General features: G+C 67.9%; 19 protein-coding genes. 8 read left to right on the forward strand and 11 right to left on the reverse strand.

All coding sequences use genetic code 11. From position 1 onward, the window contains the following. Nucleotides 1-140 precede the first annotated feature (140 nt). From PWS46_RS02900 to ileS, 5 genes are all read right to left on the reverse strand, one after another. Nucleotides 141-1496, reverse strand: coding sequence for a M16 family metallopeptidase (locus PWS46_RS02900; RefSeq protein ID WP_434617786.1), 1356 nt, complete (start codon nucleotides 1494-1496; stop codon nucleotides 141-143). Nucleotides 1497-1498: 2 nt separating this feature from the next. Further along, nucleotides 1499-2896, reverse strand: coding sequence for a M16 family metallopeptidase (locus tag PWS46_RS02905; protein ID WP_434617789.1), 1398 nt, complete (start codon nucleotides 2894-2896; stop codon nucleotides 1499-1501). Between the two features lie 111 nt (nucleotides 2897-3007). Next, complete coding sequence (locus tag PWS46_RS02910) at nucleotides 3008-3598, reverse strand: DUF3035 domain-containing protein (RefSeq protein ID WP_434617792.1); 591 nt, start codon at nucleotides 3596-3598, stop codon at nucleotides 3008-3010. Between the two features lie 106 nt (nucleotides 3599-3704). Beyond that, nucleotides 3705-4208, reverse strand: a complete 504-nt coding sequence (gene lspA, locus PWS46_RS02915) for a signal peptidase II (RefSeq protein WP_434617795.1) — start codon at nucleotides 4206-4208, stop codon at nucleotides 3705-3707. 145 nt (nucleotides 4209-4353) lie between these two features. Continuing rightward, on the reverse strand, nucleotides 4354-7197 hold the full coding sequence (gene ileS / locus PWS46_RS02920) for an isoleucine--tRNA ligase (protein ID WP_434617797.1): 2844 nt from the start codon (nucleotides 7195-7197) through the stop codon (nucleotides 4354-4356). A gap of 374 nt (nucleotides 7198-7571) precedes the next feature. Here ileS and PWS46_RS02925 point away from each other — a divergent pair, with 374 nt between their 5' ends. The 5 genes from PWS46_RS02925 (at nucleotide 7572) to PWS46_RS02945 (ending at nucleotide 13981) form a co-directional block, all read left to right on the forward strand. Continuing rightward, entirely contained in the window at nucleotides 7572-8549 is a 978-nt protein-coding gene (locus PWS46_RS02925) for a glycosyltransferase family 10 domain-containing protein (protein ID WP_434617800.1), read from the forward strand. A gap of 18 nt (nucleotides 8550-8567) precedes the next feature. Then, the gene (locus PWS46_RS02930) at nucleotides 8568-9290 is read left to right on the forward strand and encodes a hypothetical protein (RefSeq protein WP_434617803.1); all 723 of its coding nucleotides are present in this window, start codon (nucleotides 8568-8570) and stop codon (nucleotides 9288-9290) included. 8 nt (nucleotides 9291-9298) lie between these two features. Then, nucleotides 9299-11941, forward strand: a complete 2643-nt coding sequence (locus PWS46_RS02935) for a tetratricopeptide repeat protein (protein ID WP_434617805.1) — start codon at nucleotides 9299-9301, stop codon at nucleotides 11939-11941. Nucleotide 11942: 1 nt separating this feature from the next. Further along, nucleotides 11943-12737 (forward strand): galactosyltransferase-related protein, encoded by a 795-nt coding sequence (locus tag PWS46_RS02940; protein WP_434617808.1) that lies wholly within the window; start codon nucleotides 11943-11945, stop codon nucleotides 12735-12737. A 134-nt stretch (nucleotides 12738-12871) separates the two neighbouring features. Continuing rightward, complete coding sequence (locus PWS46_RS02945) at nucleotides 12872-13981, forward strand: FkbM family methyltransferase (protein WP_434617811.1); 1110 nt, start codon at nucleotides 12872-12874, stop codon at nucleotides 13979-13981. 44 nt (nucleotides 13982-14025) lie between these two features. On the opposite strand, the gene PWS46_RS02950 is transcribed toward PWS46_RS02945, so the two are convergent. The 3 genes from PWS46_RS02950 to PWS46_RS02960 all read right to left on the reverse strand — a co-directional run bounded on the left by PWS46_RS02950 (nucleotide 14026) and on the right by PWS46_RS02960 (nucleotide 17236). Next, entirely contained in the window at nucleotides 14026-14709 is a 684-nt protein-coding gene (locus tag PWS46_RS02950; protein ID WP_014247028.1) for an orotate phosphoribosyltransferase, read from the reverse strand. A gap of 111 nt (nucleotides 14710-14820) precedes the next feature. Next, nucleotides 14821-15342, reverse strand: coding sequence for a bacteriohemerythrin (locus PWS46_RS02955; protein WP_434617815.1), 522 nt, complete (start codon nucleotides 15340-15342; stop codon nucleotides 14821-14823). A 187-nt stretch (nucleotides 15343-15529) separates the two neighbouring features. Next, nucleotides 15530-17236 (reverse strand): methyl-accepting chemotaxis protein, encoded by a 1707-nt coding sequence (locus tag PWS46_RS02960; RefSeq protein ID WP_434617818.1) that lies wholly within the window; start codon nucleotides 17234-17236, stop codon nucleotides 15530-15532. Between the two features lie 246 nt (nucleotides 17237-17482). Between PWS46_RS02960 and PWS46_RS02965 the strand changes: the two genes are divergently transcribed. Continuing rightward, nucleotides 17483-19120 carry a S10 family peptidase gene (locus PWS46_RS02965; RefSeq protein ID WP_434617821.1) on the forward strand — a complete coding sequence of 546 codons (1638 nt, stop codon included), beginning with the start codon at nucleotides 17483-17485 and terminating at the stop codon, nucleotides 19118-19120. A gap of 90 nt (nucleotides 19121-19210) precedes the next feature. Here PWS46_RS02965 and PWS46_RS02970 read toward each other — a convergent pair whose 3' ends face one another. Next, complete coding sequence (locus PWS46_RS02970; protein ID WP_434617824.1) at nucleotides 19211-21073, reverse strand: flagellin; 1863 nt, start codon at nucleotides 21071-21073, stop codon at nucleotides 19211-19213. A gap of 367 nt (nucleotides 21074-21440) precedes the next feature. Between PWS46_RS02970 and PWS46_RS02975 the strand changes: the two genes are divergently transcribed. Further along, entirely contained in the window at nucleotides 21441-21908 is a 468-nt protein-coding gene (locus PWS46_RS02975; RefSeq protein ID WP_434617827.1) for a RidA family protein, read from the forward strand. A gap of 94 nt (nucleotides 21909-22002) precedes the next feature. Further along, the gene (locus tag PWS46_RS02980; RefSeq protein ID WP_434617830.1) at nucleotides 22003-23166 is read left to right on the forward strand and encodes a GNAT family N-acetyltransferase; all 1164 of its coding nucleotides are present in this window, start codon (nucleotides 22003-22005) and stop codon (nucleotides 23164-23166) included. A gap of 3 nt (nucleotides 23167-23169) precedes the next feature. On the opposite strand, the gene PWS46_RS02985 is transcribed toward PWS46_RS02980, so the two are convergent. Continuing rightward, nucleotides 23170-24282 (reverse strand): CaiB/BaiF CoA transferase family protein, encoded by a 1113-nt coding sequence (locus PWS46_RS02985; protein ID WP_434617833.1) that lies wholly within the window; start codon nucleotides 24280-24282, stop codon nucleotides 23170-23172. 168 nt (nucleotides 24283-24450) lie between these two features. Beyond that, nucleotides 24451-25491: a GTP 3',8-cyclase MoaA gene (gene moaA / locus PWS46_RS02990; protein WP_434617836.1), complete on the reverse strand. Its 1041-nt coding sequence runs from the start codon at nucleotides 25489-25491 to the stop codon at nucleotides 24451-24453. Nucleotides 25492-25560: the final 69 nt, after the last annotated feature.

Consider the following 25560-nt stretch of genomic DNA (forward strand, 5'->3'; position numbering starts at 1 on the left):
CTTGCGGTGGGAGAGGGAACTCCGCCGCTTTGGCATTTACGTTACGCCGCCAAACATCCTGCCCCCTCCACCGCAATCGGATCGGCCTTCGGCCGACCGAGGGCGGGGGAGGGATGGGGCACCCGTAAGCCGAAACGCCCTCAACTCCCCCCGTCGATCGTCCGCGTCGGCGAGACGCCGTCCGGCTTGCCGACCAGCACGGTCAGCAGCTTGGCCGGGTCGAGCAGGCGCTGGGCGACGCGCTTGATGTCGGCCTGGGTCACCCCGTTGATGTAGCGGTCGCGCTGGTTCAGGTAATCGATGCCCAGATTGTCGCGCTTCACCTGCAGCAGGATGCGGGCGATGGCCTGGGTCGAGCCGAGTTGCAGCGGGAAGGAGCCGGTCAGGTAGGTCTTGGCGTCGGCCATCTCCTGATCGGTCAGCCCGTCCTTCGCCATGCGCGCCCATTCCTGGCGCATGATGTCTAGCGCCTGACCCGCCTTGGCGTTCACGGTGGAGCCGCTGGCCATCACCAGCGCCGCATGGTCCATCGGGATCAGATAGCTGTAGACGCCATAGCTGAGGCCGCGCTTCTCCCGCACCTCCTCCATCAGGCGGGACCCGAAGCCGCCGCCGCCCAGCACATAGTTCATCACCGTGGCGGCGTACCAGTCGGGATCGTCGCGCTTCACCCCCGGCTGGCCCATCAGCATGACCGTCTGGGCGGTCGGCCGCGGCAGCAGGATGGTCTGGCCCAACCCGGACATCGTCACGTCGGGAATCGGCGGCACCTCGGCCTTCGCCGGCAGACCGCCGAACACCTTGTCGAGCGCCTTGCCGAGATCCTCCGGCGAGATGTCGCCGGTGGCGGCCACCACCAGCCGGTCGCGGCCGAACTGGCTTTTCACGAAGCGGCGCAGGTCGTCGGGCGTGATGGTCGGCAGGCTTTCCAGCGTGCCGCGAATCTCGTCGCCATAGGGGTGGTTGGGGAAGGCGGTGGCATAGAACTGGCGCCGCGCCACATAGTTGGGGTCGGCGAGATCGCGCTTCAGGCTGGCGGTGATCGAGGCGCGCATGCGCTCCAGGGAGTCGGGCGCGAAATGCGGGTCGGTCAGCGACAGGCGGGTCAGTTCCAGTGCCTCGTCGCGGTGCTCGGTCAGGGTGCGCATCGACCCGCTGAAGCCGTCGCGCCCGGCATCGAAGCCAAGCGCGATGGCGTTGTCCTGCAGCCGCGCCTGGAACGCCTGCGAATCATACGGCCCGGCGCCTTCGTCCAGCATGGTGGAGGTCAGGTTCGCCAGCCCCTCCTTGCCCTTGGGGTCGATGCCGCCGGCCCCTTCGAAGGCCCATTCCAGCGCGATGACCGGAACCTTGTGGTCCTCGACCAGCCACGCCTCGATCCCGCCGGGGCTGACCACGCGCTTGATGTCCATCGCTTGGGCGGGGAGCGCAATGGCGACAACGGCGAGGAAGAACGCGGCGATGCCCGACCGCATGGAAATGTGACGCGCGCTCATCCTCAACTGTCCTTTCCGGTCGGGGGCAGCAGCAGGCCGGTAACGTGGTTGGTCTTGCTCAGCACGGCGCGGGCGGCGGCGTTGACCTGATCGGCGGTGACGGCGTCGATGCGCACCGGCCAGCTTTCCACATCGTCGATGCTCTGGCCGGTGGCGAGCGCCGCGCCCAGCGTCTGGGCCGGCCCGGTCAGGCTGTCGCGGGCATAGGCTGCGGCGGCCAGCATGCGCTTGCGCGCAGTGGCGACCTCCTCCTCGGTGACGCCGGACTTCAGCAGCTTGTCGATTTCCGTCCACAGCGCCGATTCCAGCTTCTCCACCGGAACCCCGGCGGCCGGGCTGGCGCCGACGCTGAGCGTCGCCATGTCCCAGGCGGTCGGGCCGTAGCCGAGCCAGGCCGAGGTGGCGAGCTTCTGGTCAACCACCAGACTGCGGTAGAGGCGGGACGTGGTGCCGCCGCTCATGATCTCCGCCAGCACCTGCAGCGCGTAGGCCTGATGGTCGGGGTCGAGGCGATAGGACGGCGCGGTCCAGATGCGGCGGACCGACGGCTGTCGCACCTCCTCGTCACGCAGCACCACCTGACGGGAGGAATTGAGCGGCGGTTCGGTCACGCGCTTGCGCTCCGGCACCGGGCGGGCAGGGATGGCGCCGTAATAGCGCTCCGCCAGCGGTTTCAGCTCCGCTGCCGTGACGTCGCCCGACACCACCAGGATGGCGTTGTTGGGCGTGTACCACGTCTTGTAGAAATGCTCGGCCATCTCCCGCGTCAGCGCCGACATCTCCTGCGGCCAGCCGATCACCGGGGTGCCGTAGGGATGATGGACGAACATGGTGGCGTTGATCTGCTCGCCGATCCGGTCGGCCGGCTCGTTCTCGATGCGCTGGCGCCGTTCCTCGATGATGACGTCGCGTTCGGGATAGACCACCGCGTCGGTCAGCTTCAGGTTGGCCATGCGGTCGGCCTCCATCCGCATCACCATCTCCAGCCGGTCGCGGGCGACATTCTGGTAATAGGCGGTGTAGTCGTAGCTGGTGAAGGCGTTGTCGCGCCCGCCGTTCTTGGCGATGATCCGGCTGAACTCGCCGGGCTTGATCACGTCCGTCCCCTTGAACATCAGGTGTTCCAGGAAGTGCGCGATGCCGGACTGGCCGCGCTCCTCGTCGGCGGCGCCCACCTTGTACCAGACCATATGGGTCACGACCGGCACGCGGTGGTTGGGGATCACCACCACCTGCATGCCGTTGGACAGGCTGAAGCTTTCGGGGAAGAACACGCCCTTTTCCGCCGCGTAAGCCGGTGGAGCGGTGAGCGGCGTTGGCGCCAGGGGGGCCGCGACGGTCATCGTCAGGGCCAGGAGACCGGCCACGGCGAGGCGGCGGGCGGAGGGGACGGCAGGCATGAAGGCTCCCGGATCAGGAGGTCCGAATCGAAAGGGCGCCCTTCGCTGGGAAGGGCGCCCCCGGAAACTGGTGTGATGTCGTGCCTTGGACAAGGCCGGAAAGACCGTCGCTTAGAACAGGCCTTCCAGCGGCGCCTTGCGCTTGCGCTCGATCGTCGGGGTGGCGGCACCGTCCAGCGACTTGCCCTGGGCCTGGGCCTCGCGCAGGCGCTGCTGCTCCTTGGCCGGGTCGACCAGCGAGTAGGGCTGTTCCTGCTTCTGCCAGAACAGCAGCGTATCGATCCAGCTCTTGTCGGCGATGATCAGCTGGGTGGTTTCCTGATCGACCTTGGCACGGATGTTCGGGTCGATGCCGTCGCGGGCCGAGGCCTGGGCGATCAGCGAGCGCTCGCCGGTCGATTCGCCGGCGGCATTGCCGCCGCGGCGCGCGGCGCCGCCGAACACGGCGCCGGCCGCCGTCTGGGTCGGCGTGCTGTCCTGCGGGCGCGGGGCACCGGGGCGCGGCTTCGGCAGGTCCTGCATGCTGGGCGGCAGGGTCAGCGGGGCGCGGGAAACGACGGCGAACTCGTCGGGGCTCTGGCGGTCGAGACCGATGGACCGGCGCACATCCGAGCAGCCGGCGAGTGCCATCGCCGCAAGCGCCAGCCCGATGAGCGGAAGCCGGTTCCGGGTGGAGGAGAGGGCGGAGGAGATGCTGGTCACGTTCGGAAGATCCCGTCGTCTGTCACGTCGTAGCGACCCGGCCCGAAGGTCGGGACCGCATGGTCAGCGCTCGCCGGTGGTTATAGCGCCACCGGCGACGGAACTCTTACGACTTTTCGCGGCCCGCGAACAGTCCGTCGATCAACAGCAGCACCACGCCGACGCTGATTCCGCTGTCCGCCACGTTGAAGGCCCAGAAATGCCAGCCGGCGACATGGAAATCGAGGAAGTCGACCACCGCGCCATGCATCAGCCGGTCGGCGACGTTGCCCACCGCTCCCCCGATGATGAAGCCCAGCGCCAGCGCGATCAGCCGCCGTTCGGCCTGCTTGAGCCAGACGACCAGACAGACGGCGATCACCGCGGCGACGGCGCTCAGGATATAGGGCATCAGCGCCCCGCCGCCGGCGAAGGTGCCGAAGCTGACCCCGAAGTTCCACACCAGCACGAGGTTGAAGAAGGACGTCACCTCGACGACATGCGGCACCGGCTGCATGACCTGTTCGAGGATCCACCACTTGCTGGCCTGATCCAGCACGACCACCGCCACGGCGACGATCAGCCCGAACAGCCAGTAGGAGCGGGTTTGGTTGGCGACGAAGGCGTTCATGTGAACTCCGGAAGCTGCCGCCCCCTGCCCCCACCCCGACCCTCCCCCGCTGGGCGGGGGAGGGGGATTGGTCGTCGGGCGGCGGAGTTCCCTCTCCCGCCCAGCGGGGGAGGGTTAGGGTGGGGGTCTCGCTTTCCGACTGGCCTCATGCCACCGCGTCGGCGCAGCGGATGCACAGCGTCGGGTGATCGGCGACCGTGCCGACTTCCTCCAGGACCTTCCAGCAGCGCTCGCACTTCTCGCCGTCGGCCAGGGCCGGGGCGACGGCGATGCCGGGGACGTCGGCCAGGGTGAAGGCCCCTTCCGGCGCCGCCGTGTCCGTCACCTCGATGGCGGAGGTGATGCACACATCCTGGAAATCGACGTCGGCGAGCAGGGCCTTGGTCGCCGAGTCGACATAGACGGTCGGGTCGGCCTGCAGCGACGAGCCGATGGTCTTGTTGGCACGCTCAAGTTCCAGCGCACCGGTGACGACGCGGCGGACATTGCGCACCGACTCCCACTTGGCGGCCAGCGCATCGTTCCGCCATTCCGCCGGGACCTCCGGGAAGCCGCGCAGGTGCACGCTCTCCTCGGTCCAGCCATCCCCCTCCTTGAGGCCTTCCGGACGGGCCAGCCACGCCTCTTCCGCGGTGAAGCAGAGGATCGGGGCCAGCCATGCGGTCAGGGTGGAGAACAGATGCTCCATCACCGTCCGCACCGAACGGCGGCGCACCGAATCGACCGGGTCGCAATAGAGGCTGTCCTTGCGGACGTCGAAATAGAAGGCCGACAGCTCCACCGCACAGAAGTTGTGCAGGGCCACGAACAGGGCGTGGAAGTCGTAGGCCTCGACCTTCTCGCGCACCAGCGTGTCCAGCTCCGACAGGCGGTGCAGGACCCAACGCTCCAGCTCCGGCATCTGGGCCGCGTCGATCCGCTCGGCCGGGGTGTAGTCGGCAAGCGCGCCCAGCAGGTAGCGCAGCGTGTTGCGCAGGCGGCGGTACAGGTCGGCTTGGGTCTTGATGATCTCCTTGCCGATGCGGAGATCCTCCGAATAGTCGGAGTTGATGATCCACAGACGCAGGATGTCGGCGCCATACTGGTCGCAGACTTCCTGCGGGGCCACCACGTTGCCCAGCGACTTGGACATCTTGCGGCCCTGCTCGTCCAGCACGAAGCCGTGGGTCAGCACCGCGTTGTAGGGCGCCCGGCCGCGCGTCCCGCAGCTTTCCAGCAGCGAGGAATGGAACCAGCCGCGATGCTGGTCCGAACCCTCAAGATAGAGGTCCGCCGGCCACGCCAGCTCCTCCAGCCGCTGTTCCAGCACGAAGGCGTGCGAGGAGCCCGACTCGAACCAGACGTCGACGATGTCGCGGACCTGCTCGAACTCTTCGGCGGAATAGGCGTTGCCGAGGAAATCCTGCGGGTCGCGGGCGAACCAGGCGTCGGCACCCTCCTGCTGGAAGATGTCGGCGATGCGGGCGAACACCGCCTCGTCGCGCAGGATCTCACCGGTCGCCTTGCGGACGAACAGGGCGATCGGCACGCCCCAGGCGCGCTGGCGGCTGATGCACCAGTCGGGACGGCTCTCGATCATCGAGCGGATGCGGTTCTCGCCCTGCGGCGGGACCCAGCGGGTGTCGGAGATCGCCTGCAGCGCCACCTTGCGCAGGTCGTTCGTCTCCATCGAGATGAACCATTGCGGCGTCGTGCGGAAGATCAGCGGCGCCTTGGAGCGCCAGCTGTGCGGGTAGCTGTGCTTGATGCGGTTGCTGGCCAGCAGCGACCCGGCTTCATCGAATGCTTCCAGCACCGCCTTGTTGGCCGGACCGGACTTGCCCTGGTCGGTGTAGACGGCCAGACCGGCGAACAGCGGCACATGGGCGTAATAGCGCCCGTCCTCGCCCACCGTCTGCGGCACCTCGATGCCGTTGGCCTGACCCAGGCGGAAATCGTCCTCGCCATGGCCGGGGGCGATGTGGACGAAGCCCGAGCCGGCGTCGGTGGTGACGAAGTCGCCGGCCAGCAGCGGCACCTTGAAGTCGTAGCCCTTGCCGTTCAGCGGGTGGCGGCAATAGGTGCCGGCAAGGCGCGAGCCGGGGAAGCGGTGCAGCTGCTTCCATTCGGTGACGCCGGCCTCCTTCAGCACGCCCTCGGCCACGCCGGTGGCGAGCACCAGACGCTCGCCGACCACGGCCTTGCTGCCCTCGGCGACGGCGGTCACCTTGAAGGTCGCGTATTCGATCTCGTCGCCATAGGCGATGGCGCGGTTGGCCGGCAGGGTCCAGGGCGTGGTCGTCCAGATGACGATGCTGGCCTCGTCCACCTCCGGCGCCGACGATCCCCAGACGGGGAAGCGGGCGAAGACGGTGGTGGAGGTGTGGTCGTGGTATTCGACCTCGGCATCGGCCAGCGCGGTCTTCTCGACCACCGACCACATCACCGGCTTGGAGCCCTTGTAGAGGCCGCCGTTCATCGCGAACTTGTGGATTTCGCGGACGATCTGCGCCTCGGCCGGGAAGGTCATGGTGGCGTAGGGGTGCTTCCAGTCGCCCTCGACGCCCAGCCGGCGGAACTCGGCAGCCTGGATGCCGACCCATTCCTCGGCGAACTGGCGGCATTCGGCGCGGAACTGGATGAGCGGCACGTCATCCTTGTTCTTGCCGGCCTTGCGGTACTTTTCCTCGATCTTCCATTCGATGGGCAGGCCGTGGCAGTCCCAGCCGGGGACATAGTCGGCGTCGAATCCCTGCATCTGGCGGAAGCGGACGATGACGTCCTTCAGGATCTTGTTGACGGCGTGGCCGATGTGGATGTTGCCGTTGGCGTAGGGCGGGCCGTCGTGCAGCACGAACTTCTTCCGGCCCTTGGCGCCGGCGCGCAGCTTGCCGAACAGGTCCATCTCGGCCCAGCGCTTCAGCAGCTCGGGCTCCTTGGTCGGCAGGCCGCCGCGCATGGGGAAGTCGGTGCGCGGCAGGAAGACGGTCGATTTGTAATCGCGGGTCATATCGGATCCCTGGGGGAAGGCGTCACCATCGGGCGGCGTGGTCCTGCCACCCGACGCACATAAGGTCTCGATCCCGGCCCTCCTCAGAGAGCCGGGCCGGTAATTCGCGCGCGATGCGCCGGTGCGCGCATCATCATCGGGATCCGTGCAGAGACGTCCATGGCGCCGGATATTAGCGGCGCGGGCCGTACGGTCAAGGACCGCTCACATGCGCCCTGTGCAACTGCGAAGCCACTTTGCCGGTCAGGCGCCGCGCGGCGCTTCCGAAAATAGCGCTGGCAAGCGGGCAGTGGCAAACTTACGGTGTGGCCGCCGAGCTTGTCCGGGGCAGGGGGCCGCTCGCGGCAATCAGTGCGTGCGGGAGCGTCTTGGGCATGATCGACCAGCGGACCAGCGATTTCCTTTCGGAATTTCTGGAGTCTTCCAATCGGGATCCGGCGCGTCTCGACAGGTTTCTGCTGCACGGGCCCGGCCATGATGGTCGCACGGCGAAGCCGCGGCTGAAGATCGCCTTCTTCGATTTCTGGCCGGAGTTCGATCCGGCAACGAACTTCTTCGTGGACATCCTCTCCGCCCGCTTCGACGTCTCGGTCGTCGACAACGACAGCGATCTCGCCATCGTGTCGGTGTTCGGCACCCGCCACCGCGAGGCGCGGACCGTCCGGGCGATGTTCTTCACCGGCGAGAATGTGCGGCCCCCGCTCGACGGCGTCGACATGTCGGTGTCGTTCGACCGCATCGACGATCCCCGCCATTATCGCCTGCCGCTCTACGTCATGCATGCCTGGGACCACCGGCGCGAGGGGGCGACGCCGCATTTCTGCCAGTCCGTCCTGCCGCCGGTGCTGCCGACGCGGGAGGAGGCCGCGAAGCGGAAATTCTGCGCCTTCCTCTACAAGAACCCCAACTGCGCCCGGCGCAACGACTTCTTCCAGATGCTCTGCGCCCGTCGGCATGTGGAGTCGGTCGGCTGGCTGCTGAACAACACCGGCAGCGTGGTCAAGATGGGCTGGCTGCCGAAGATCCGGGTCTTTTCCCGCTACCGCTTCGCCTTCGCCTTCGAGAATGCGAGCCATCCCGGCTATCTGACGGAGAAGATCCTGGACGCCTTCCAGGCCGGCGCCGTGCCGCTCTACTGGGGCGATCCGGGGGTGCTGCGCGATGTCGCCGCCGGCAGCTTCATCGACGTGTCGCGCTATGCGTCCGACGAGGAGGCCGTCGACGCCATCCTGGCCGCCGACGACGACTACGACACCTACCGCCGCTATCGCAGCACGCCGCCCTTCCTCGGCGCGGAGGATTTCTATTTCGACGCCTACCGTCTGGCGGAATGGATCGAAAGCCGCCTGTGAGCGGCGGGAGGACGTGCGATGAAGCGGGTGCTGCTGAACTATGCCGACGGGGCCTTCACCACGGCGCAGAAACACAATGCGCAGACCGGCCTTGCCGTGGGCGGCTTCGACGGCGTGGCCATGATGGGGCGGCAGCACATCGACGCCACCTTCGCCGCACGGAACCGGCATATCCTGGAGCAGCCGCGCGGGGCCGGTTATTGGCTGTGGAAGCCCTATTTCATCGATCTCATGCTGCGCGATCATCTGCAGGATGGCGACATGCTGTTCTACAGCGACAGCGGCGCCCATTTCGTCCACAGCGTCGATCCGGTGATCGAACTCTGCCGCCGGCGGCGCGACCTGCCGGTGCTGCTGTTCACGCTGGAGGACGAGCACAGCAACCGCGTCTGGACGAAGCGCGACTGTTTCCATTTCATGGGGTTGGACCGGCCGCCCTTCATCGACGCGCCGCAGATCCTCGCCAGCTTCATCGTGTGCGAGCGTGGGCCGGAAAGCAGGGACTTCATGTCCCGGTGGCTGCGCCATGCCCAGGATGCCCGGCTGATCACCGACGCCCCCAACGAATGCGGCCTGCCGAACTATCCGGAGTTCCGCGACCATCGCCACGACCAAAGCATCCTCAGCCTGCTCGGCCGCCGCTATGGCGTGACCACGATTCCCGATATCTCGAACTGGGGTGATGCCAGACGTCCAGCCGGGATTCCCCGCATCCTGGAACACACGCGCTGGCGCAACTGAGGTCGGCTATGGCGGACAAAGGCCAATTGACCAGCTTCACCCGTGCCGTGGCGGCGGAACAGGCCGGCAAACCGGAGGAGGCGAGGGCCCGTTACCTCGAAGTTCTGCAGGCCGAACCGCAGAACCCGAAGGCCCTGCATCGGTTGGGCGTCGTCGAGTTGCGGCTGGGCCGCCCGCGCGAGGCGGTGATCCTGTTCCAGAAATCGCTGTCCCTCGCCAAGGACTTGGAAGTCTATCTCGATTTCGGTGCGGCGATGGCCGGCATGGCCCGCTGGGATGCGGCGGCGACGGTTTATGCGGCGGCGCTGCGGGTCGCACCCGACTCGGTCGATGCGCAGTACGGGCTGGCGCTGGCCCTGCACAGCCAAGGCCGGCCGCAGGACGCGGAACCCCATTACCGCAAGGTTCTGGCGACCCATTCCCATCTGGGTGAGGTCCACAACAACCTCGGCGTCGCCCTGCAGGATCTCGGACGCTTCGCCGAGGCGGTGGCCGCCCACCGGGAGGCGGCGCGGCTCTCTCCCGCCGACGCCTCGGCGCTGTCCAGGCTGGGCGTGGCGCTCCATCACCTCGGCCTAAATGCCGAGGCCGAAACGGCTTTCCGCAAGGCCATCGGGTTGGCGCCGCTCGACGTCGGCATCCGGCACGACCTGACCTGCCTGCTCCATGCCGCCGGCCGTCCGGCCGAAGCGGTCGCCGCCGGCCGTCCCGCGGTGGCGCTCGATCCGGCGAACGCGCGGAACTGGCTGGCCTTGGGCAATGCGGCACATGCCATGCGCCTGCGTGAGGACGCCTGGCGCGCCGCCGCCGCCGCGGTCCGGCTGGAACCGTCCGATCCGGCCGCGCACAACAATCTCGCCAACGCCCTGCGGGAACTCGGCCGCCTGCGGGAGGCCGTCGCCGGCTATCGCGCGGCCTTGGACCTGCAGCCCGATTTCCCGACGGCGGAGATCAATCTGGCTCAGGCTCTGTCGATCCTGCGCGAGTCCAACGGCGCGCTGGCGATCCTGAGAGGCCTGCTCGCCCGGCAGCCGCTGAATGCCGAGGCCTGGCGGCGGCTGGCCGGTGTTCTGGCGGAGGCCTTTCGCCCCGATCTCGCGGTCGCCGCCTTGCGCTATGCCGTCGCCCTGGCGCCCGACGATGCGGATGCCTGTGCCGATCTGGCGATGGCCGCCGCGATGAGCGGCTGGAGCGCGGTGTCGGCCGAGGCCTGCCGGAGGGTGCTGCGGCTGGTTCCCGGCCATGGCGCGGCCCTCGGCCAGCTGGTTCACCAGCAGAGGCTGCTCTGCGACTGGCGTGACCTGGATGGTCTGGAGTCGCTGCTTATCCGCCGGGTGAGGGAGGGGGCGGAGGGCATATCCCCGTTCGACGTCCTGTCCTGCGCCTCGACCCTTGCCGACCAGCAATCGGCCGCGACCCGTTGGGCGGCGGCGAAGGCCTGCGGCGCCGTTCCTCTCCCCCGTCCCCCCGCTCTTCCGCCCGATGGCCGTCTGCGGATCGGCTATCTGTCGTCGGATTTCCGGGAACATGCGATGGGCCACCTGATGGTGGATGCCCTGGAAACGCATGACCGGTCCCGTTTCGCCGTCACCGCCTATTCGACCGGCGCCGACGACGGCAGCCCGCTGCGCCGCCGGTTCGAGCAGGGACTGGAACGGTTCGTCGACCTGTACCGCCATGGCGACGCCGACGCGGCGCAGGTCATCGCGGCCGACGGGATCGACATTCTGGTCGATCTGACCGGCTTCACCACCTTCTCGCGGACGTCGATCCTGGCTGCCCGCCCGGCGCCGCTGCAGGTCAACTGGTTGGGTTATCCGGGCACGCTGGGGGCCGGCTATGTCGATTACATCCTCGCCGACCCCGAGGTGATCGCCCAGGGCGATGAGGCGTTCTTCACCGAGCGGGTGGTGCGGCTGCCGGATTGCTACCAGCCCAACGACCGCCGCCGTGCCATCGCAGTCGCCACCCCGGCGCGCGCCGACTGCGGGCTGCCGGCCGATGGGTTCGTCTTCTGCTGTTTCAACAGCGCCTACAAGCTGACGCCCGACCTGTTCGACGGCTGGGCGCGCATCCTCGCGGCGGTGCCGGGCAGCGTCCTGTGGCTTTATGCCGGAAATCCGCAGGTGGCGGCCAACCTGCGCCGCGAGGGCGAGGCCCGTGGTCTCGATCCCGGCCGCCTCGTCTTCGCCGGCCCGATTCCCCATGCCGAGCATCTGGCGCGTCACCGGCTGGCGGACCTGTTTCTCGACACGCTCCCCTACAACGCGCACACCACGGCCAGCGATGCGCTGTGGGCGGGGTTGCCGGTGCTGACGCGGCGCGGTACGACCTTTGCCGGGCGCGTGGCGGCCAGCCTGCTGCGGGCCGCCGGACTGCCGGAGCTGATCGTCGACGGGCAGGAGGCGTATGAGGCGGCGGCGGTGGACCTCGCCCGCTCGCCTCAAAGGCTCGGCAGCCTGCGCGAACGGCTGGTGCGCAATCGGCAGACCTGCCCGCTGTTCGATACCCCCCGATTCACCCGGCATCTCGAGGCGGCCTATCGGGCGATGTGGGACATTCATCTCGCGGGCGGTTCTCCGCGTGCAATCGCCATCGCGGCCGACGACAGTGGCGGTTTGCCATCCGCTGCGCAGGAAGGGAAAAACTGACATGACGACCGGCGACAGCGCGGACGCACGCCTCCACATCGTCGTCCCCTACCGGGATCGGGAAAGCCACCTGAGGCAATTCATTCCGTGGGTGAGCGCCTACTTCGACCGGCATGTGCCGAGGATCGACTATCGCGTCACCATCGTCGAGCAGGAGGACGGTCTTCCCTTCAACCGGGGGGCGCTGAAGAATGTCGGTTTCCTGCTGGGTGAAGGGCAGAGCGACTATACCTGTCTGCACGACGTCGATTACCTGCCGGTCGATGCCGACTATTCCTGGGCCGACTGCCCGACGCCCATCCTCTGGTTCGGGGCGGAGCAGCGGCCGGTGGCGCCGGGGCGCTCGGACCGGACGGTGACCACCAACCTGGAAAGCACGATGGGCGGCGCGCTGCTGATGCCGAACGGCGTCATGCGGCAGGTCGACGGCTATTCCAACCAGTTCTGGGGCTGGGGCTACGAGGATTTCGACTTCTCGCTGCGCATCCGGGCGCGCCGCATCGCCACCGGCCGGCGCAAGGGCCGCTTTCAGCCGCTCGACCATGACAATGACGGCTTCACGCCGGATGCGGCGCCGTCGCCGATCTCGCTCGTCAATCGCCGCGTCTTTCAGGAGCTTTGGTCCACCGGTAAAATCCCGGCCGGCGACGGACTGTCGACGCTGTCCTTCGATATTCTGGACCGCCGCCCCTGCGACGGTGCCGCCGCCCAGGCGCAAGCGCGGTGGGAAATCGTCCGTGTGCGCTTCAACCACCGGCCCCGGCCGGAGCAGATGGCGGCGGACGCTGCGCCGTGAATCTTCGGCGGGAGATGGGCCGGCCGCGTGACAGGCGGCTTGTCATTTTCGCCGGCAACGGACTTTATGATCCCCCCGCGTCCGGCCGACCGTGGTTTCGGCAACAGGACCGGTGAACTGGAGATGAGACGGGTATGAGCGCTGCGCCGGTGACCACTCTGCTGGAGAATTTCCTGAACGGGCGGGTCACGCTGCTCGCCGCCGGGCAGGGGGCGGAGGCGTGGTCCGACGGCCTGAAGTCGGAAAACCGGATCGTCATCGCCGCGGACGCGCCCGGTCCGGTGGACGACTGGTGCGCCGGGCTTGGTCTGCGGCATGTTGATTGGCTGATGCTGCATCGGGTCGGCGCTGTGCTGCCGGTATTGGAAAGCGCCGAAGAGATGCTGCGGCTTCGCCGCATCGATTTCGTTCAGTTCGAAGGGGCCGGGGAAGGTGACGGGGCGGCCGGCGGCCTGCCGGCGCTCTATGCCCTGATGCAGCGCCACCGCTATTCGATGTTCCGCTTCGACGGCCGGACCTTGCAGCATTGCCTGCAACCCTCGGCGGATGACGGGGCCTGCACCCATCTGGCGGTCGCTCCGCGCCATGTGCAGCGACTGTTCACCCGCGACCGGACGATGTTCCGCTATTCCGACCTGTTTCCGCGCTATGGCATCGTCCCACGCGGTATTGTCCATGTCGGCGCGCACGAGGGCGAGGAATATTCTCAGTATGTCGAAGCCGGCTGCCGCCGGGTCCTGTTCGTCGAGGCCGATCCGGACACCTATGGCCGCCTGGCCCCCCGCTTCGTCGGCAATCCCGATGTCGTCTGCATCAATCGCGCGGTGTCGGACCGGGTCGGACGGCTGCCCTTTTCCCGGATGAGCGGCAGCCAGTCCAGTTCCCTGCTGCCGCCGAAGGAGCATCTGGACGTCTATCCCGGCATCACCCTGACCGGAACGATCGAGGTCGATGCGGCCCCGCTTCCCCACATCCTGGCGGAATTCGGCATCGATGCCGGCGGCTACAATGTGCTTGCCATCGACACGCAGGGCGCGGAACGCATGATCCTGGCCGGCTGCGGCCCTCTGCTGGGGCGTTTCGACGCCGTGGCGGTGGAGGTGAATTATGCCGAGCTTTACCAGGGCTGCGGCCGGATCGCCGATATCGACGATCTGCTGTTCCCCCGCGGCTTCGAGCGCGTCGAGGAAATCAGCCCCTTCCATCACAGCTGGGGCGACGCCTTCTACGTCCGCCGCGGCTGATCGGGCACCCATGGGGGGCGGCGCGTACCGCCCCCCGCCTCTCATCACATGCTCGACTTGCCGCCGTGGGCCGACGACCAGCCGACCGGGTCGTTCAGGAACTTCTCGACCTCGGACAGGGTGTTCTCGTCGAAATAGCGGTTGTCGCGGGCGACCTTCAGCACGTCCCACCAGGTGCACAGCGCGTGCAGGCGCACGCCGATGGCGTCCATGTTGACCTTCGACTGCGGGAAGATGCCGTAGTGGAAGATCACGAAGGTGTCGGTCACCTGGGCGCCGCCGTTGCGCAGCGCGGTGACGAAGTTCTCCTTGCTCTTGCCGTCGGTCGCCAGATCCTCGACCAGCAGGACACGCTGCCCCTCCGTCAGCAGGCCCTCAATCTGGGCATTGCGGCCGAAGCCCTTCGGCTTCTTGCGCACATACTGCATCGGCAGTTCCAGCCGGTCGGCGATCCAGGCGGCGAAGGGAATGCCGGCGGTCTCGCCGCCCGCCACCGCGTCGATGGCCTCATAGCCGATCTCGCGCTCGATGGTGGCGACGGCGAAATCCATCAGCGCCTTGCGGGCGCGCGGGAACGAGACGATGCGGCGGCAGTCGGTGTAGACCGGGCTCGCCCAGCCCGAGGTGAAGATGAAGGGCGTCTCGGCGTTGAAGTGCAGCGCCTTGATTTCCAGCAGGATCTTGGCCGCGGTGGCGGCGATGGTGGCCTGATCGGGCAGGGTCGACATGGAAGAACGCTCCGGAAAACGGGATGGCTCGCGCGGATGCCCCCTGTGTAGCGGCGGTTCCGGCGATTCGCAACGGCAGGCGGTCCGGATCCCGCCCGTGCGGGGCGGGATTCAGACGGGAATGTCGCCGAACACCCGGCCGTCGGGTCCGGCCGGCCCCCCGGGAGCGGTGCCGGAACCGGTGCCGTGGGCGGCGCCGGGCGCCATGGTGCCCTTCAGCCAGCGGGCGAACTGGCGGTCGGCGGTGTTGATGTGCAGCATCAGCCACTGCGGCAGGAATTCGGCAAGGCTCCGCCGCATCTCCTCGTCCGCCACCTCGCCCGAGGCGAAGGCATGCACGCGGTCCCAGGCGAGCTGGTGCTGGCCGATATGGTCGTCGAGGAAGGGATAGCCCGCCTCCTCCATCACCTGCTGTTCGTCGGCGAAATGCGACTCGGTGTAGGCGACGGCGGCGGCCAGGGTGCTGCGCATCTCCTCGGCCGGCCGTCCTTCGGTGACGGCGTGTTCGAAGGCCTGGACCAGCGCGATCCATTCGCGATGCTGCTCGTCGATGGCGTTGACGCCCAGCACCAGATCGTCACTCCAGACGAGGCGGCCGTAATCGACGGTGTCGTTGCTCTCGCTGTCGATCATGGCGGGCCCAGTTTCGGTCGGAGGGGGCGGCGGCCGAAGGTGCATCCGGCGGACGCAGCACGCAGAACCTGCTGCGGCCGGAGACTTCCTAGTGTCCCCGGCCGCAACCGGCAAGCGTAGGCTTTGCTACCTTTTGCCCCACCCCCCTTACTATTCCGGGCCGTGACGGGATTGGGCGGTGCCGGGATCAGACCTTGCCGCGCACGCTGCCGAGGAAGCGGTCGACCTGCGCGTGCAGCAGTTCGGCCTGTTTCGACAGTTCCCCGGACGAGGAGAGCAGGCGGCTGGCGCCGCTTCCGGTTTCCGACGCCGCCTGCAGGACGCCGCCGATCGAGGAGGAGACCTCGTTGGTACCGGCCGCCGCCTGCTGGACGTTGCGGGCGATCTCCATCGTGGCGGCGTTCTGTCCGTCGACCGCCTGGGCGATGGTGCCGACGATGACGTTCACCTCGCCGATGGTGGCGGCGATGCTCTGGATCGCCTGGACCGCGTCGGCCGTCGCCGTCTGGATCTCGGCGATCTGCTGCGAGATGTCGCCGGTCGCCTTGGCGGTCTGGTTGGCCAAGCTCTTCACCTCGCTGGCGACCACGGCGAATCCCTTGCCCGCCTCGCCGGCGCGCGCCGCCTCGATGGTGGCGTTCAGCGCCAGCAGGTTGGTCTGCCCGGCGATGGAGTTGATGAGGTTCACCACGTCGCCGATCTGGTTCGCCTTGGACGACAGGCCGTCGACGATGCGGTTGGTGCCGTCGGCCTGATCGGCCGCCTGCTTGGCCTTGCGGCTGCTCTCGCCGATCTGCCGGCCGATCTCGGCGATGGAGGCGGCCAGCTCCTCGGCGGCGGCGGCCACGGTCTGGACATTGACCGACGCCTGTTCCGATGCGGCGGCGACGGTGGTCGCCTGCGTTTCGGTATGGTCGGCGGTCGTCGCCAGCGACTGCGCCAGGGACCGCACCTCGGTGGAGGAGGAGGCGACGCTGTCGACCACGCCCTTCACCTCGCTCTCGAACCGGTCGGCCAGCGCCGCCATCTCGGCATGCTTGCGCTCCTCGGCGACGCGTTCGGCCTCGGCCTGACGGCGGCGGAAGGCATCGGCCTCCACGGCGTTGGCCTTGAACACCTCGACGGCGCCGGTGATCTGCCCGATCTCGTCCTTGGCCTCGGACGGCGGAACGGCGACGTTCAGGTCGCCCTTGGCCAGCATCAGCATCGCGTCGGTCAGCCGGCGCAGCGGGCGCAGGGCCGCCACCGTCCACAGGCCGAAAGCGCCGGACAGCAGCAGGGCGGCGGCGCACAGCGACAGCATCAGCGTCTGGAAACCGCTGGCGACCGTGCGGGCGCGGGCGGCGATCTGCCGGTTCTTGTGCTCCTGCAGGTCGATGAAGGCGTTGATGCGCTTCAGCCATTCGGTGAAGGCGGGACGGGCGTCCTGCATCAGGGCCTTCTGCGCGGCGGCCATGTCACCAGCCTTGCGCGCGGCGATGACCGACTTGAGCGCCGGCAGGGTCTTCGCCTCGATCTCCTTGATGCCGGCGAGCATCGACCGCTCTTCCGGCTCGATGTCGGTCATGGTGGCGAACATGGCGTCGAGCGGCTTGGCCGCCTGGTCGTAGAAGGCGGCCAGCCGGTCGATGTCGGCCAGGACGGCGGACAGGGTCGCCGCGTCGCTGGTCAGCACCACGTCGCGGAGCGCGATCGCGCGGTCGTGCACGCTGCCGCGGAAGTTGATGGCATAGCGCTGCTTGACGCTGTTCACGTCGTTGATCCGGGTGAGATCGGCATCGATCTTCCGCACCTCGCGGACCCCGATGACGGTCAGGCTGATCAGAAGCACAAGCACCGCGCCGAAGCCGAGGAACAGCCGTGCGCGTATGGTGGCGTGCCGTGGAAGGAGCATGTCGGCGGGATCCCGTCAAAGTTGGCCCGGTTGGGCAGTGAACGAACTCTAACCCGGAAGATGTTACCTTTTCGGGTTAGTCAGTTTGTATCACACAGCGCAACCGGCAAGCCCGGCGCCGTGCCGGCGCTGGAAAAAATATGTCCTAAAAATGGCACGGAAATCGGGGCCGGTTGCGGATCGCGGACGGGACCGCAATATGCGATGGCCGGAGACCGCCCCGCAGAAACTGTCTTGGATTCCCAGATGCCGCTCATGTCCGCGCCTTTCCGCTCCCGCAGCCTGTCGCGCCTGCTGGCGATGGCCCTGCTTCCGGCCCTGCTGATGCCGCCGCTGGTCCCCGGTTCCGCCGCCGCGGCGGACCGGCCGGAAGGCGGCACGACCGAAGCGGGAAAGACGGAAGCGGGAAAGGCGGATGCGGCAAAGCCGGATGTGAACAATGCCGAAGGCCGCAAAGCCGACGGGCTCCAGGGCTTCGACCCCCAGCGCAGCGTCACCCGGCACAGCCTGCCGCTGCCGGGCGGGGCGCTGGCCTACAGCGCGACGGTCGAGTTCCTGCCGCTTCGCGACGGAGCGAAGGAGGAGCTGGCGGCCCGCATCTTCACGGTGTCCTACACCGCAGAGCCGGCCGAACCGAAGAATCCGTCCGATGGTCCGCGTCCGGTCACCTTCGTCTTCAACGGCGGACCGGGGGCGGCATCGGCCTATATGCATCTGGGCGCCGCCGGCCCCAAGGTCGTCGCCTTCGGGCCGGACGGAGCGCTGCCGCGGCCGCCGGCGCCGCTGGTCGACAATCCCGACAGCTGGCTGGCCTTCACCGATCTGGTCTTCATCGATCCAGTCGGCACCGGCTACAGCCGCGGGCTGAAGCCGGACGAGGATGAGAAACGCTTCTGGTCGGTGGAGGGCGATGCGCGGTCGATGGCGGAGATCGTCCGGCTGTGGCTGACCCGCAATGGCCGCTGGTCGTCGCCGACCTTCCTGGCGGGGGAGAGCTATGGCGGCTTCCGCATCGCCAGGATGGCCGACGAGCTGATCGAGCGGGTCGGGCTTGCGGTGAACGGCCTGATCCTGGTCTCTCCCGTCGTCGATTTCGCCGCCATCGACGAGGACGGCATCCTCGGCCCGGCCCTGAAGCTGCCGTCGATGGCCGCCTCCGCCGCGGCGCTGGGGCGCACGTCCGGCACGCCGGAACAGGCGGCCGAAGCGGCGGAACGCTTCGCGCTCGGCCCTTACCTGACCGGACTGGCCCGGCTCGACTACGGCCGGCTCGACGCGGAAAAGGACGTCTTCGCCGAGGTGGCGCGCATCACCGGCCTGCCGGTGGAAACCGTGAGGCGCCAGCGCGGCCGCGTTCCGATGGGCGTCTTCACGCGCGAGCTTCTGCGCGACCGCGACCGGATCCTCAGCATCTATGACGGCACCTTCACCGCGCCCGACCCCGATCCGGGAGCGCCGCGCGTTCCGTTCGACCCCTTCCTGAAGGGCACGATCCCGACCTACACCACGGCCTTCGCCGCCTATGTCCACGACGCGCTCGGGGTGCGGACGGACGTGCCTTACCGGCTGCTCAGCGACCGGGTGAACCGGAATTGGGACTGGCCGCGCATGACGGTGCCGAGCGCCGTCGACGCGCTGCAGACGGCATTGACCCTGCAGCCGGCGCTGCGGGTGCTGATCGTCCATGGCCGCACCGACCTGATCACGCCCTACATGGCGTCGCGCTGGGTCGCGTCCAGGCTGGAACTGCCGGAGGGGGAACGCGGCCGGGTTGCGGTGACGGTGCATCCCGGCGGTCACATGATGTACACGCGCGCCGAAGGCCGGGCCGCGCTGGCCGCCGACGCCCGTGCGCTGATCGCGGAGGCCCTGCGGCGGCGCTGACCGGCGCCAAGCCGATTGGGGAAATCCACAAACGAAAAGGGGCGCCCCGGCGGGGGCGCCCCTTTTCGTGTGACCGGCTGCCGTTCCGGATCAGAACAGGCGCAGGATCGACTGCTGCGACTGGTTGGCCAGCGAGAGGGCGATGGTGCCCAGCTGCTGCCGGGTCTGCAGCATCAGCAGGCTGGCGCCTTCCTCGTTCTGGTCCGCCAGCGTCAGCTTGCTGGCGCCTTCCGTCAGCACGTCGCTGAACTCCTTGGTGAAGCTCTCACGGGTCGTGATGATGTTCAGGTTGGTCGACAGGTTCTGCGACGCGGAGCGGATCGTCGCCTTGGCATGATCCAGGCCGGCGACCGCCTTGTCGATGTCGGCGCGGTCCATCCAGCCGTTCTGCGCCGCATCCATCTGCAGGCCCTGGCCGCTGGTCGACAGGTTGACCGCGTTCACCGTGATCGAATTGGTGTTGCGTTCGTTCAACTGGACGGTGATGTCGTTCGACGTGTTGGCGTCGGAGATCTGCTTGGTGACGATGTTGGCCGAGCAGTTCGCCGAGGCGGCCTGCTTGATGGTCTTGGCATCGATGTTCAAACGCACCGTGCCGCTGTCGAAGGTGAAGGACTGCTCGCCGCCGTCCAGCTTGCCGTCGCCGCGGCTGTTCATGCCGTCGCGGGTGACCTGGGCGCCATTGGAGTTGGTGACCTGGATTTGCAGGTCGACCTTCTTCTCGATGGTCGAGATGCCGTTGCCCTGGTTGTTCGCCGCTTCCAGCAGGCGGCGGTCGACCGTGAAGGACACGATGGTGCCCGACGCGAAGCTCTCCGAGATCTTCTTGGTCAGCGCGTTGGTGGCGCTGGTCGTCACCGTCATCTCGCGAACCACACCGGCCGTGGTGTTGCCGGTCAGGGTGATGGTGCCGCTGGTGCCGACGGAGGCGGTGGCGACATCCTTGCCGGCCAGACGGCCGCCGGTGGTGATGGCTGCGCTGATCGAAGCCTGCAGCCGGGTCGCCACGTTGAGGGCGGCATTCTGGCCGACGGAGACGTCGCCGCTGGTGGCGGTGTAGCTGAAGGACTGGCCTTCCACCGTGATGGAGAAGATGTCGCCTTCCTCGATGGTGCCGCTGACGTTCACCGTCGACACCTGCGCCACGCCCGAGGTCGCCGCCGTCTGCAGTTTGGCTTCGATCGTCTGGGTGTTGTCGAAGTAGGAGATCGTGCGGCTTTCGTCGCCGTCCTTGACGATGAAGTCGCGGGTGCGGCCGTTGGCGCCGCGCACCTCGATCTGGACGTCGGAGAAGCTGCCCAGCGTGCTGGACATCGTGCCCGACAGCTTCAGGCCGACGAGGCCGTGCGCGTTCTCCGCCGTGGAGATGTCGGCGGTCTTGCCCTCGACCGAGCCGTCGCCCTTGATGCGGATCGCATAGGTGTCGGCGGAGATCACGTTGGTGACGCGGGCGTTGTCGACGCCGACGATGGTGTTGACGGCGGCACGGGACGCGCTGGTGCTGTCCATGCTCATGCCGTTGCCGTTGATCAGGTTCTTGCCCTGATAGCCGCTGTCGGCGGCCAGCTTGTCGATCTGGTCCTTCAGGGTGTTGAACTGCGAGGCCAGCGACTTGCGGGTGGCGATGGAGGCGGCGTCGTTGCCCAGCGCCGCATAGGCGGCGGTGGTCAGGCCCTTGGCCTGGTCGACCAGCGAGTCGATGGAGGTCAGGCCCTTGTCGGCGGCCTGGATCGTGCTGATCGACTGACCCATCGCGTCCTTCAGCGACGTCAGGTCGCCGGCGCGCTGGTTCAGACCCTTGGCGGCGAAGAAGGAGGTGGGACCATCCAGAGCGGAATTGATCTTGTTGCCCGTCGACAGGATGTTCTGCTTCTTGTCGATCTGCGACTGCGTGCTCTGCAGCTGCAGCAGGTTGGTGCGCATCGAGGCGGTCAGGGTCACATTTCCGGCCATGGTCCTAGTCTCCTTCTGAGGCTGTCCCCGCCCCTGGTCATTTGACCGGCGAGGCAACGTGCGTTTTCCTGACACCACTATTTCAAGCGCCGTGCCAACTGCGCAGGCATGCCATAAGTGACTGATTTTGTTGTGGAATAAAAATAGGTCGGCAAAAAGGGCAGGGTTGGGCCGGCCTCGCCCGGCCCGGCGGCCGTAAAAGTTTCCCGGAATCTTTTGCCGGTGATGGACGGTTCTGCCGATGCGGGGGGCGGCAAGAATCTTCCCACCGGCCGACATGGGCGGCTATGGTCGGGCTCCAAACCACGTCCCAAACATCGAACGCATGGCCCCGACAGGGGGCCAAAGCAGGGAAGGGAGAAGCATCATGACCGGTCGGATCGACGCACGCCTGGCGGAGCTGGGCATCGAGTTGCCGCAGGCCGCCGCCCCGGTGGCCGCCTATGTGCCCTACACCCGTTCGGGCAACACCCTCTACATCTCGGGCCAGGTCACGGTCTGGAACGGCGAGCGCAAGTTCGTCGGCAAGGTCGGCCAGGACTTTACGGTCGAACAGGGCAAGGAAGCCGCACGCCTGTGCGCGCTGAACATCCTGGCCCAGGCCAAGGCCGCGCTGGGTGGCGACCTCGACCGCGTCACCCGCGTGCTGCGGCTGGGCGGCTTCGTCAATGCCGGCGCCGACTTCCACGACCATCCGCTGGTCATCAACGGCGCCTCGGAACTGATGCGCGACGTCTTCGGCGAGGCCGGCCAGCATGCCCGTGCCGCCGTCGGCGCCCCGTCGCTGCCCGGCAACGTCGCGGTCGAGGTCGATGCCATCCTGGAAGTGGATTGAGGGAAGTGGCCTGATGCGTTTACGGCGGTGACGGCGTCTTGCTGTAGTGCGGCATGAGGCCTACCTCCTTGCCAGTGTTCAAGGAGACGCATGCATGCCCGACGGCAACGATGCCATCACCGTCAAGGTTATGACCGGGATCGGCGAGGCTGACCAGCAGGACTGGGACGTCTGCGCCGGTCCCGGCAATCCCTTCCTCTCCCATGCCTTCCTGTTGGCGCTGGAGGAATCGGGATCGGCGACCGGCAAGTCCGGCTGGCAGCCCAGCCATCTCGCCGCCTATGACGGATCCGGCCGCATGGTGGGCGCGGTCCCCGCCTATCTGAAAAGCCATTCCTACGGCGAGTACGTCTTCGACCATGCCTGGGCCAACGCCTATGAGCGGGCGGGCGGCAGCTATTACCCGAAGCTTCAGGTGGCGGTGCCCTTCACGCCGGTGCCGGGGCCGCGCCTGCTGGTGGCGCCGGGACCGCGCGCCGACGCCGTCGCCGACGCGCTGATCTCGGCGCTGGAGCAGGTGGCGGAGCGTTACGGCGTCTCCTCCGCCCACGTCACCTTCCCGGAGCGCGCGGAGTGGGACCGGCTGGGCGAGGCCGGCTGGCTGAAGCGGCTGGGCGTGCAGTATCATTGGCACAACCGCGGTTACGGCAGCTTCGACGAATTTCTGGAGGCCCTGAACTCCCGCAAGCGCAAGGCGATCCGCAAGGAGCGGCGCGAGGTCGCGGAGAGCAGCGTCCGTCTGCACACGCTGACCGGCGACGAACTGAAGCCGGAGCATTGGGACGCCTTCCACCGCTTCTACCTGGACACCGCCGACCGCAAATGGGGCGGCGGCTATCTCAACCGCCGCTTCTTCGACCTGCTGGGCCGGACCATGGCCGACCGGGTGGTTCTGGTGATGTGCGAGGATAGCGGGGAATGGGTGGCCGGCGCGCTGAACCTGCTGGGCGACGACGCTCTGTACGGCCGCAACTGGGGCTCGGACGGGAGTTACCGCTTCCTGCATTTCGAGGCGTGCTATTACCGCGCGTTGGATTTCGCCATCGAGCGCGGGCTGGCGCGGGTCGAGGCCGGCGCCCAGGGCGAGCACAAGATCCAGCGCGGCTATCTGCCGGTGCCGACCTACAGCGGCCATTGGATCGCCGACCCCGCCTTCCGCCGCGCGGTGGAGCGCTATCTGCAGCAGGAACGACCGGCGGTGGAGGCGGAGATCGAGGCGCTGGACGAGGAGTTGTCGCCCTACCGGCGCGAGGGCTGAGGCTTACTCCCAGCCGGCCAGCACCTCGGCGGCGTCGCTTTCCCGCAGGGGGGAGCGTTCCGGCGGCGGCGCGCCGTCGACGCGCAGGCCCATCAGCGTCTCCACCAGCGGCTCCGGCCCCGGCGTGACGCGGACCTGTCCGCGGGCGGCGATGTGCGGATGGGCGTGGACCTCCGTCAGTTCGGGCAATGCCTCGAAGCAGCAGTCGACGGGGTCGAGCAGGGTCTTCCACTCCGCCAGCGTCCGGCCGGCGAACAGCGTTTCCAGCTCGGCGGTCAGGTCAGTCTGGGGCAGGGGATCCTCCTGCCGGGCGATCCAGTCGGGCCGGCCGACCGCCTCGCAGAAGCCCTGCCAGAACTTGGCCTCCAGCGCCGACAGGGTGATGAAGCGGCCGTCGGCGGTGCGATAGATGCGGTAGCAGGCGGCACCGCCCGACAGCAGCGCCTCGCCCCGCTTCGGCATGGTGCCGCGCGCCGCCGCGGTCAAATTCATGCCCTGCCAGCCCAGCACCGATTCCATGATCGACAGGTCGAGGAAGCAGCCCTGTCCCGTCCGCTCGCGTCCCAGCAGCGCGCCCGCCACCGCCAGCGCCGTCTGTTGGGCCGAGGCGAAATCGGCGACCGGCAGATAGCTGATGACCGGCCGGTCCGGCAGCCCGGAGGCATCCAGCCCGCCGCCGACCGCCATGTAATTCAGGTCGTGCCCGGCCCGCGTCGCATAGGGGCCGTCATAGCCCCAGCCCGACAGGCTGGCATGGACCAGCTTCGGGTTGATCTCCCGCAGCCGCTCGCGCCCCAGCCCGAGCTTGTCCATCACGCCGGGCCGGTAGCTTTCGATCAGCGCGTCGGCCTTCGCCAGCAACCCTTCCAGCGCCGTGCGCCCGTCGGCCGATTTCAGATCCAGACGGATGACGGTCTTGCCCGCATTCAGCAGCTTGTAGGCGGCGGTGGTGCCGTCGCTGTCGGTGGGCCCTAGCCGGCGCAGCGGATCGCCGGCCGGCGGCTCCACCTTCACCACCGTGGCGCCCAGGTCGCAGAGCAGCTGCGCCGCATAGGGGCCGGGCAGGTACTGGCCGAGGTCGATGACGCGCAGTCCGGACAGGAAGGACAGGGGCATGGCGGTGCTCGCTCTTGGTTGTGAGTGTCGGCTTCGATTGCCCCCACCCCAACCCTCCCCCGCTGGGCGGGGGAGGGGGCAAGCGCTTGTTTGGGAGATCGGCGGCAGTCCCTCCCCCGCCCAGCGGGGGAGGTTAGGTGGGGGTCTAACGCTGCCGAGAAAAGAAACTCACCCCCCCGTCACGCTCATATGCCGCCCGACGGCCGGACCCTGGTGGCGGCGGTCGATGATGAAGTCGTGGCCCTTGGGCTTGCGGGTGATCGCCTCGCGCACCGCGTCGACCAGCGGGCCGTCCTCGTCGCTGACGCGCAGCGGCGTGCGCAAATCGGCGGCGTCCTCCTGGCCCAGGCACATGTAGAGCGTGCCGGTGCAGGTCAGCCGCACGCGGTTGCAGCTTTCGCAGAAGTTATGCGTCAGCGGCGTGATGAAGCCGACGCGCTGGCCGGTCTCCTCCACCCGGACATAGCGGGCGGGGCCGCCGGTGCGGTGGTCGCTCTCGGTCAGGGTCCAGCGCTTCTGCAGCTCGGCCTTCAGCATGGTCAGCGGCCAATACTGGTCGAGCCGTGCACCCTCGCCGATGTCGCCCATCGGCATCACCTCGATGAAGGTCAGGTCGAAGCCTTCCTCGCCGCACCACGCCACCATCCGGTGGATTTCATCGTCGTTGACGCCCTTCAGCGCCACCGTGTTGATCTTGATCTTCAGCCCGGCGTCCTTGGCCGCCTGGATGCCGCCCAGGATCTTGTCCAGCTTGCCCCAGCGGGTGATGGCCTGGAACTTGTGCGGGTCGAGCGTATCCAGCGACACGTTGATCCGCCGCACCCCGGCCTCGTACAGGCCGGCGGCATGCTTGAACAGCATGGTGCCGTTGGTGGTCAGCGTCAGCTCGTCCAGATCGCCCGATTCGATGTGGCGGCCCAGCGAGCGGATCAGCCGCATCACGTCACGCCGCACCAGCGGTTCGCCGCCGGTCAGCCGCAGCTTGCGCGTGCCCAGCTTCACGAAGGCGCTGCACAGCCGGTCCAGTTCCTCCAGCGTCAGCACCTCCGCCTTCGGCAGGAAGCTCATGTCCTCCGCCATGCAGTAGACGCAGCGAAGGTCGCAGCGGTCGGTCACCGACACGCGCAGATACTCCACCTTGCGGCCGAACGGGTCGACGAGCGGGGCGAGATTGGCTGGCGACTGGGTTTCGGACACGGGATCGATCATCGCTGGACTCCAGGGGCGGCCCTTATCGGGCCACCGCATTATATGTTCGTCGCACGTACGATGTGCAAC

Origin of the sequence: Azospirillum sp. B2RO_4 (genome assembly GCF_051124815.1) — a bacterium.
In the GTDB taxonomy this organism is placed as follows: domain Bacteria; phylum Pseudomonadota; class Alphaproteobacteria; order Azospirillales; family Azospirillaceae; genus Azospirillum.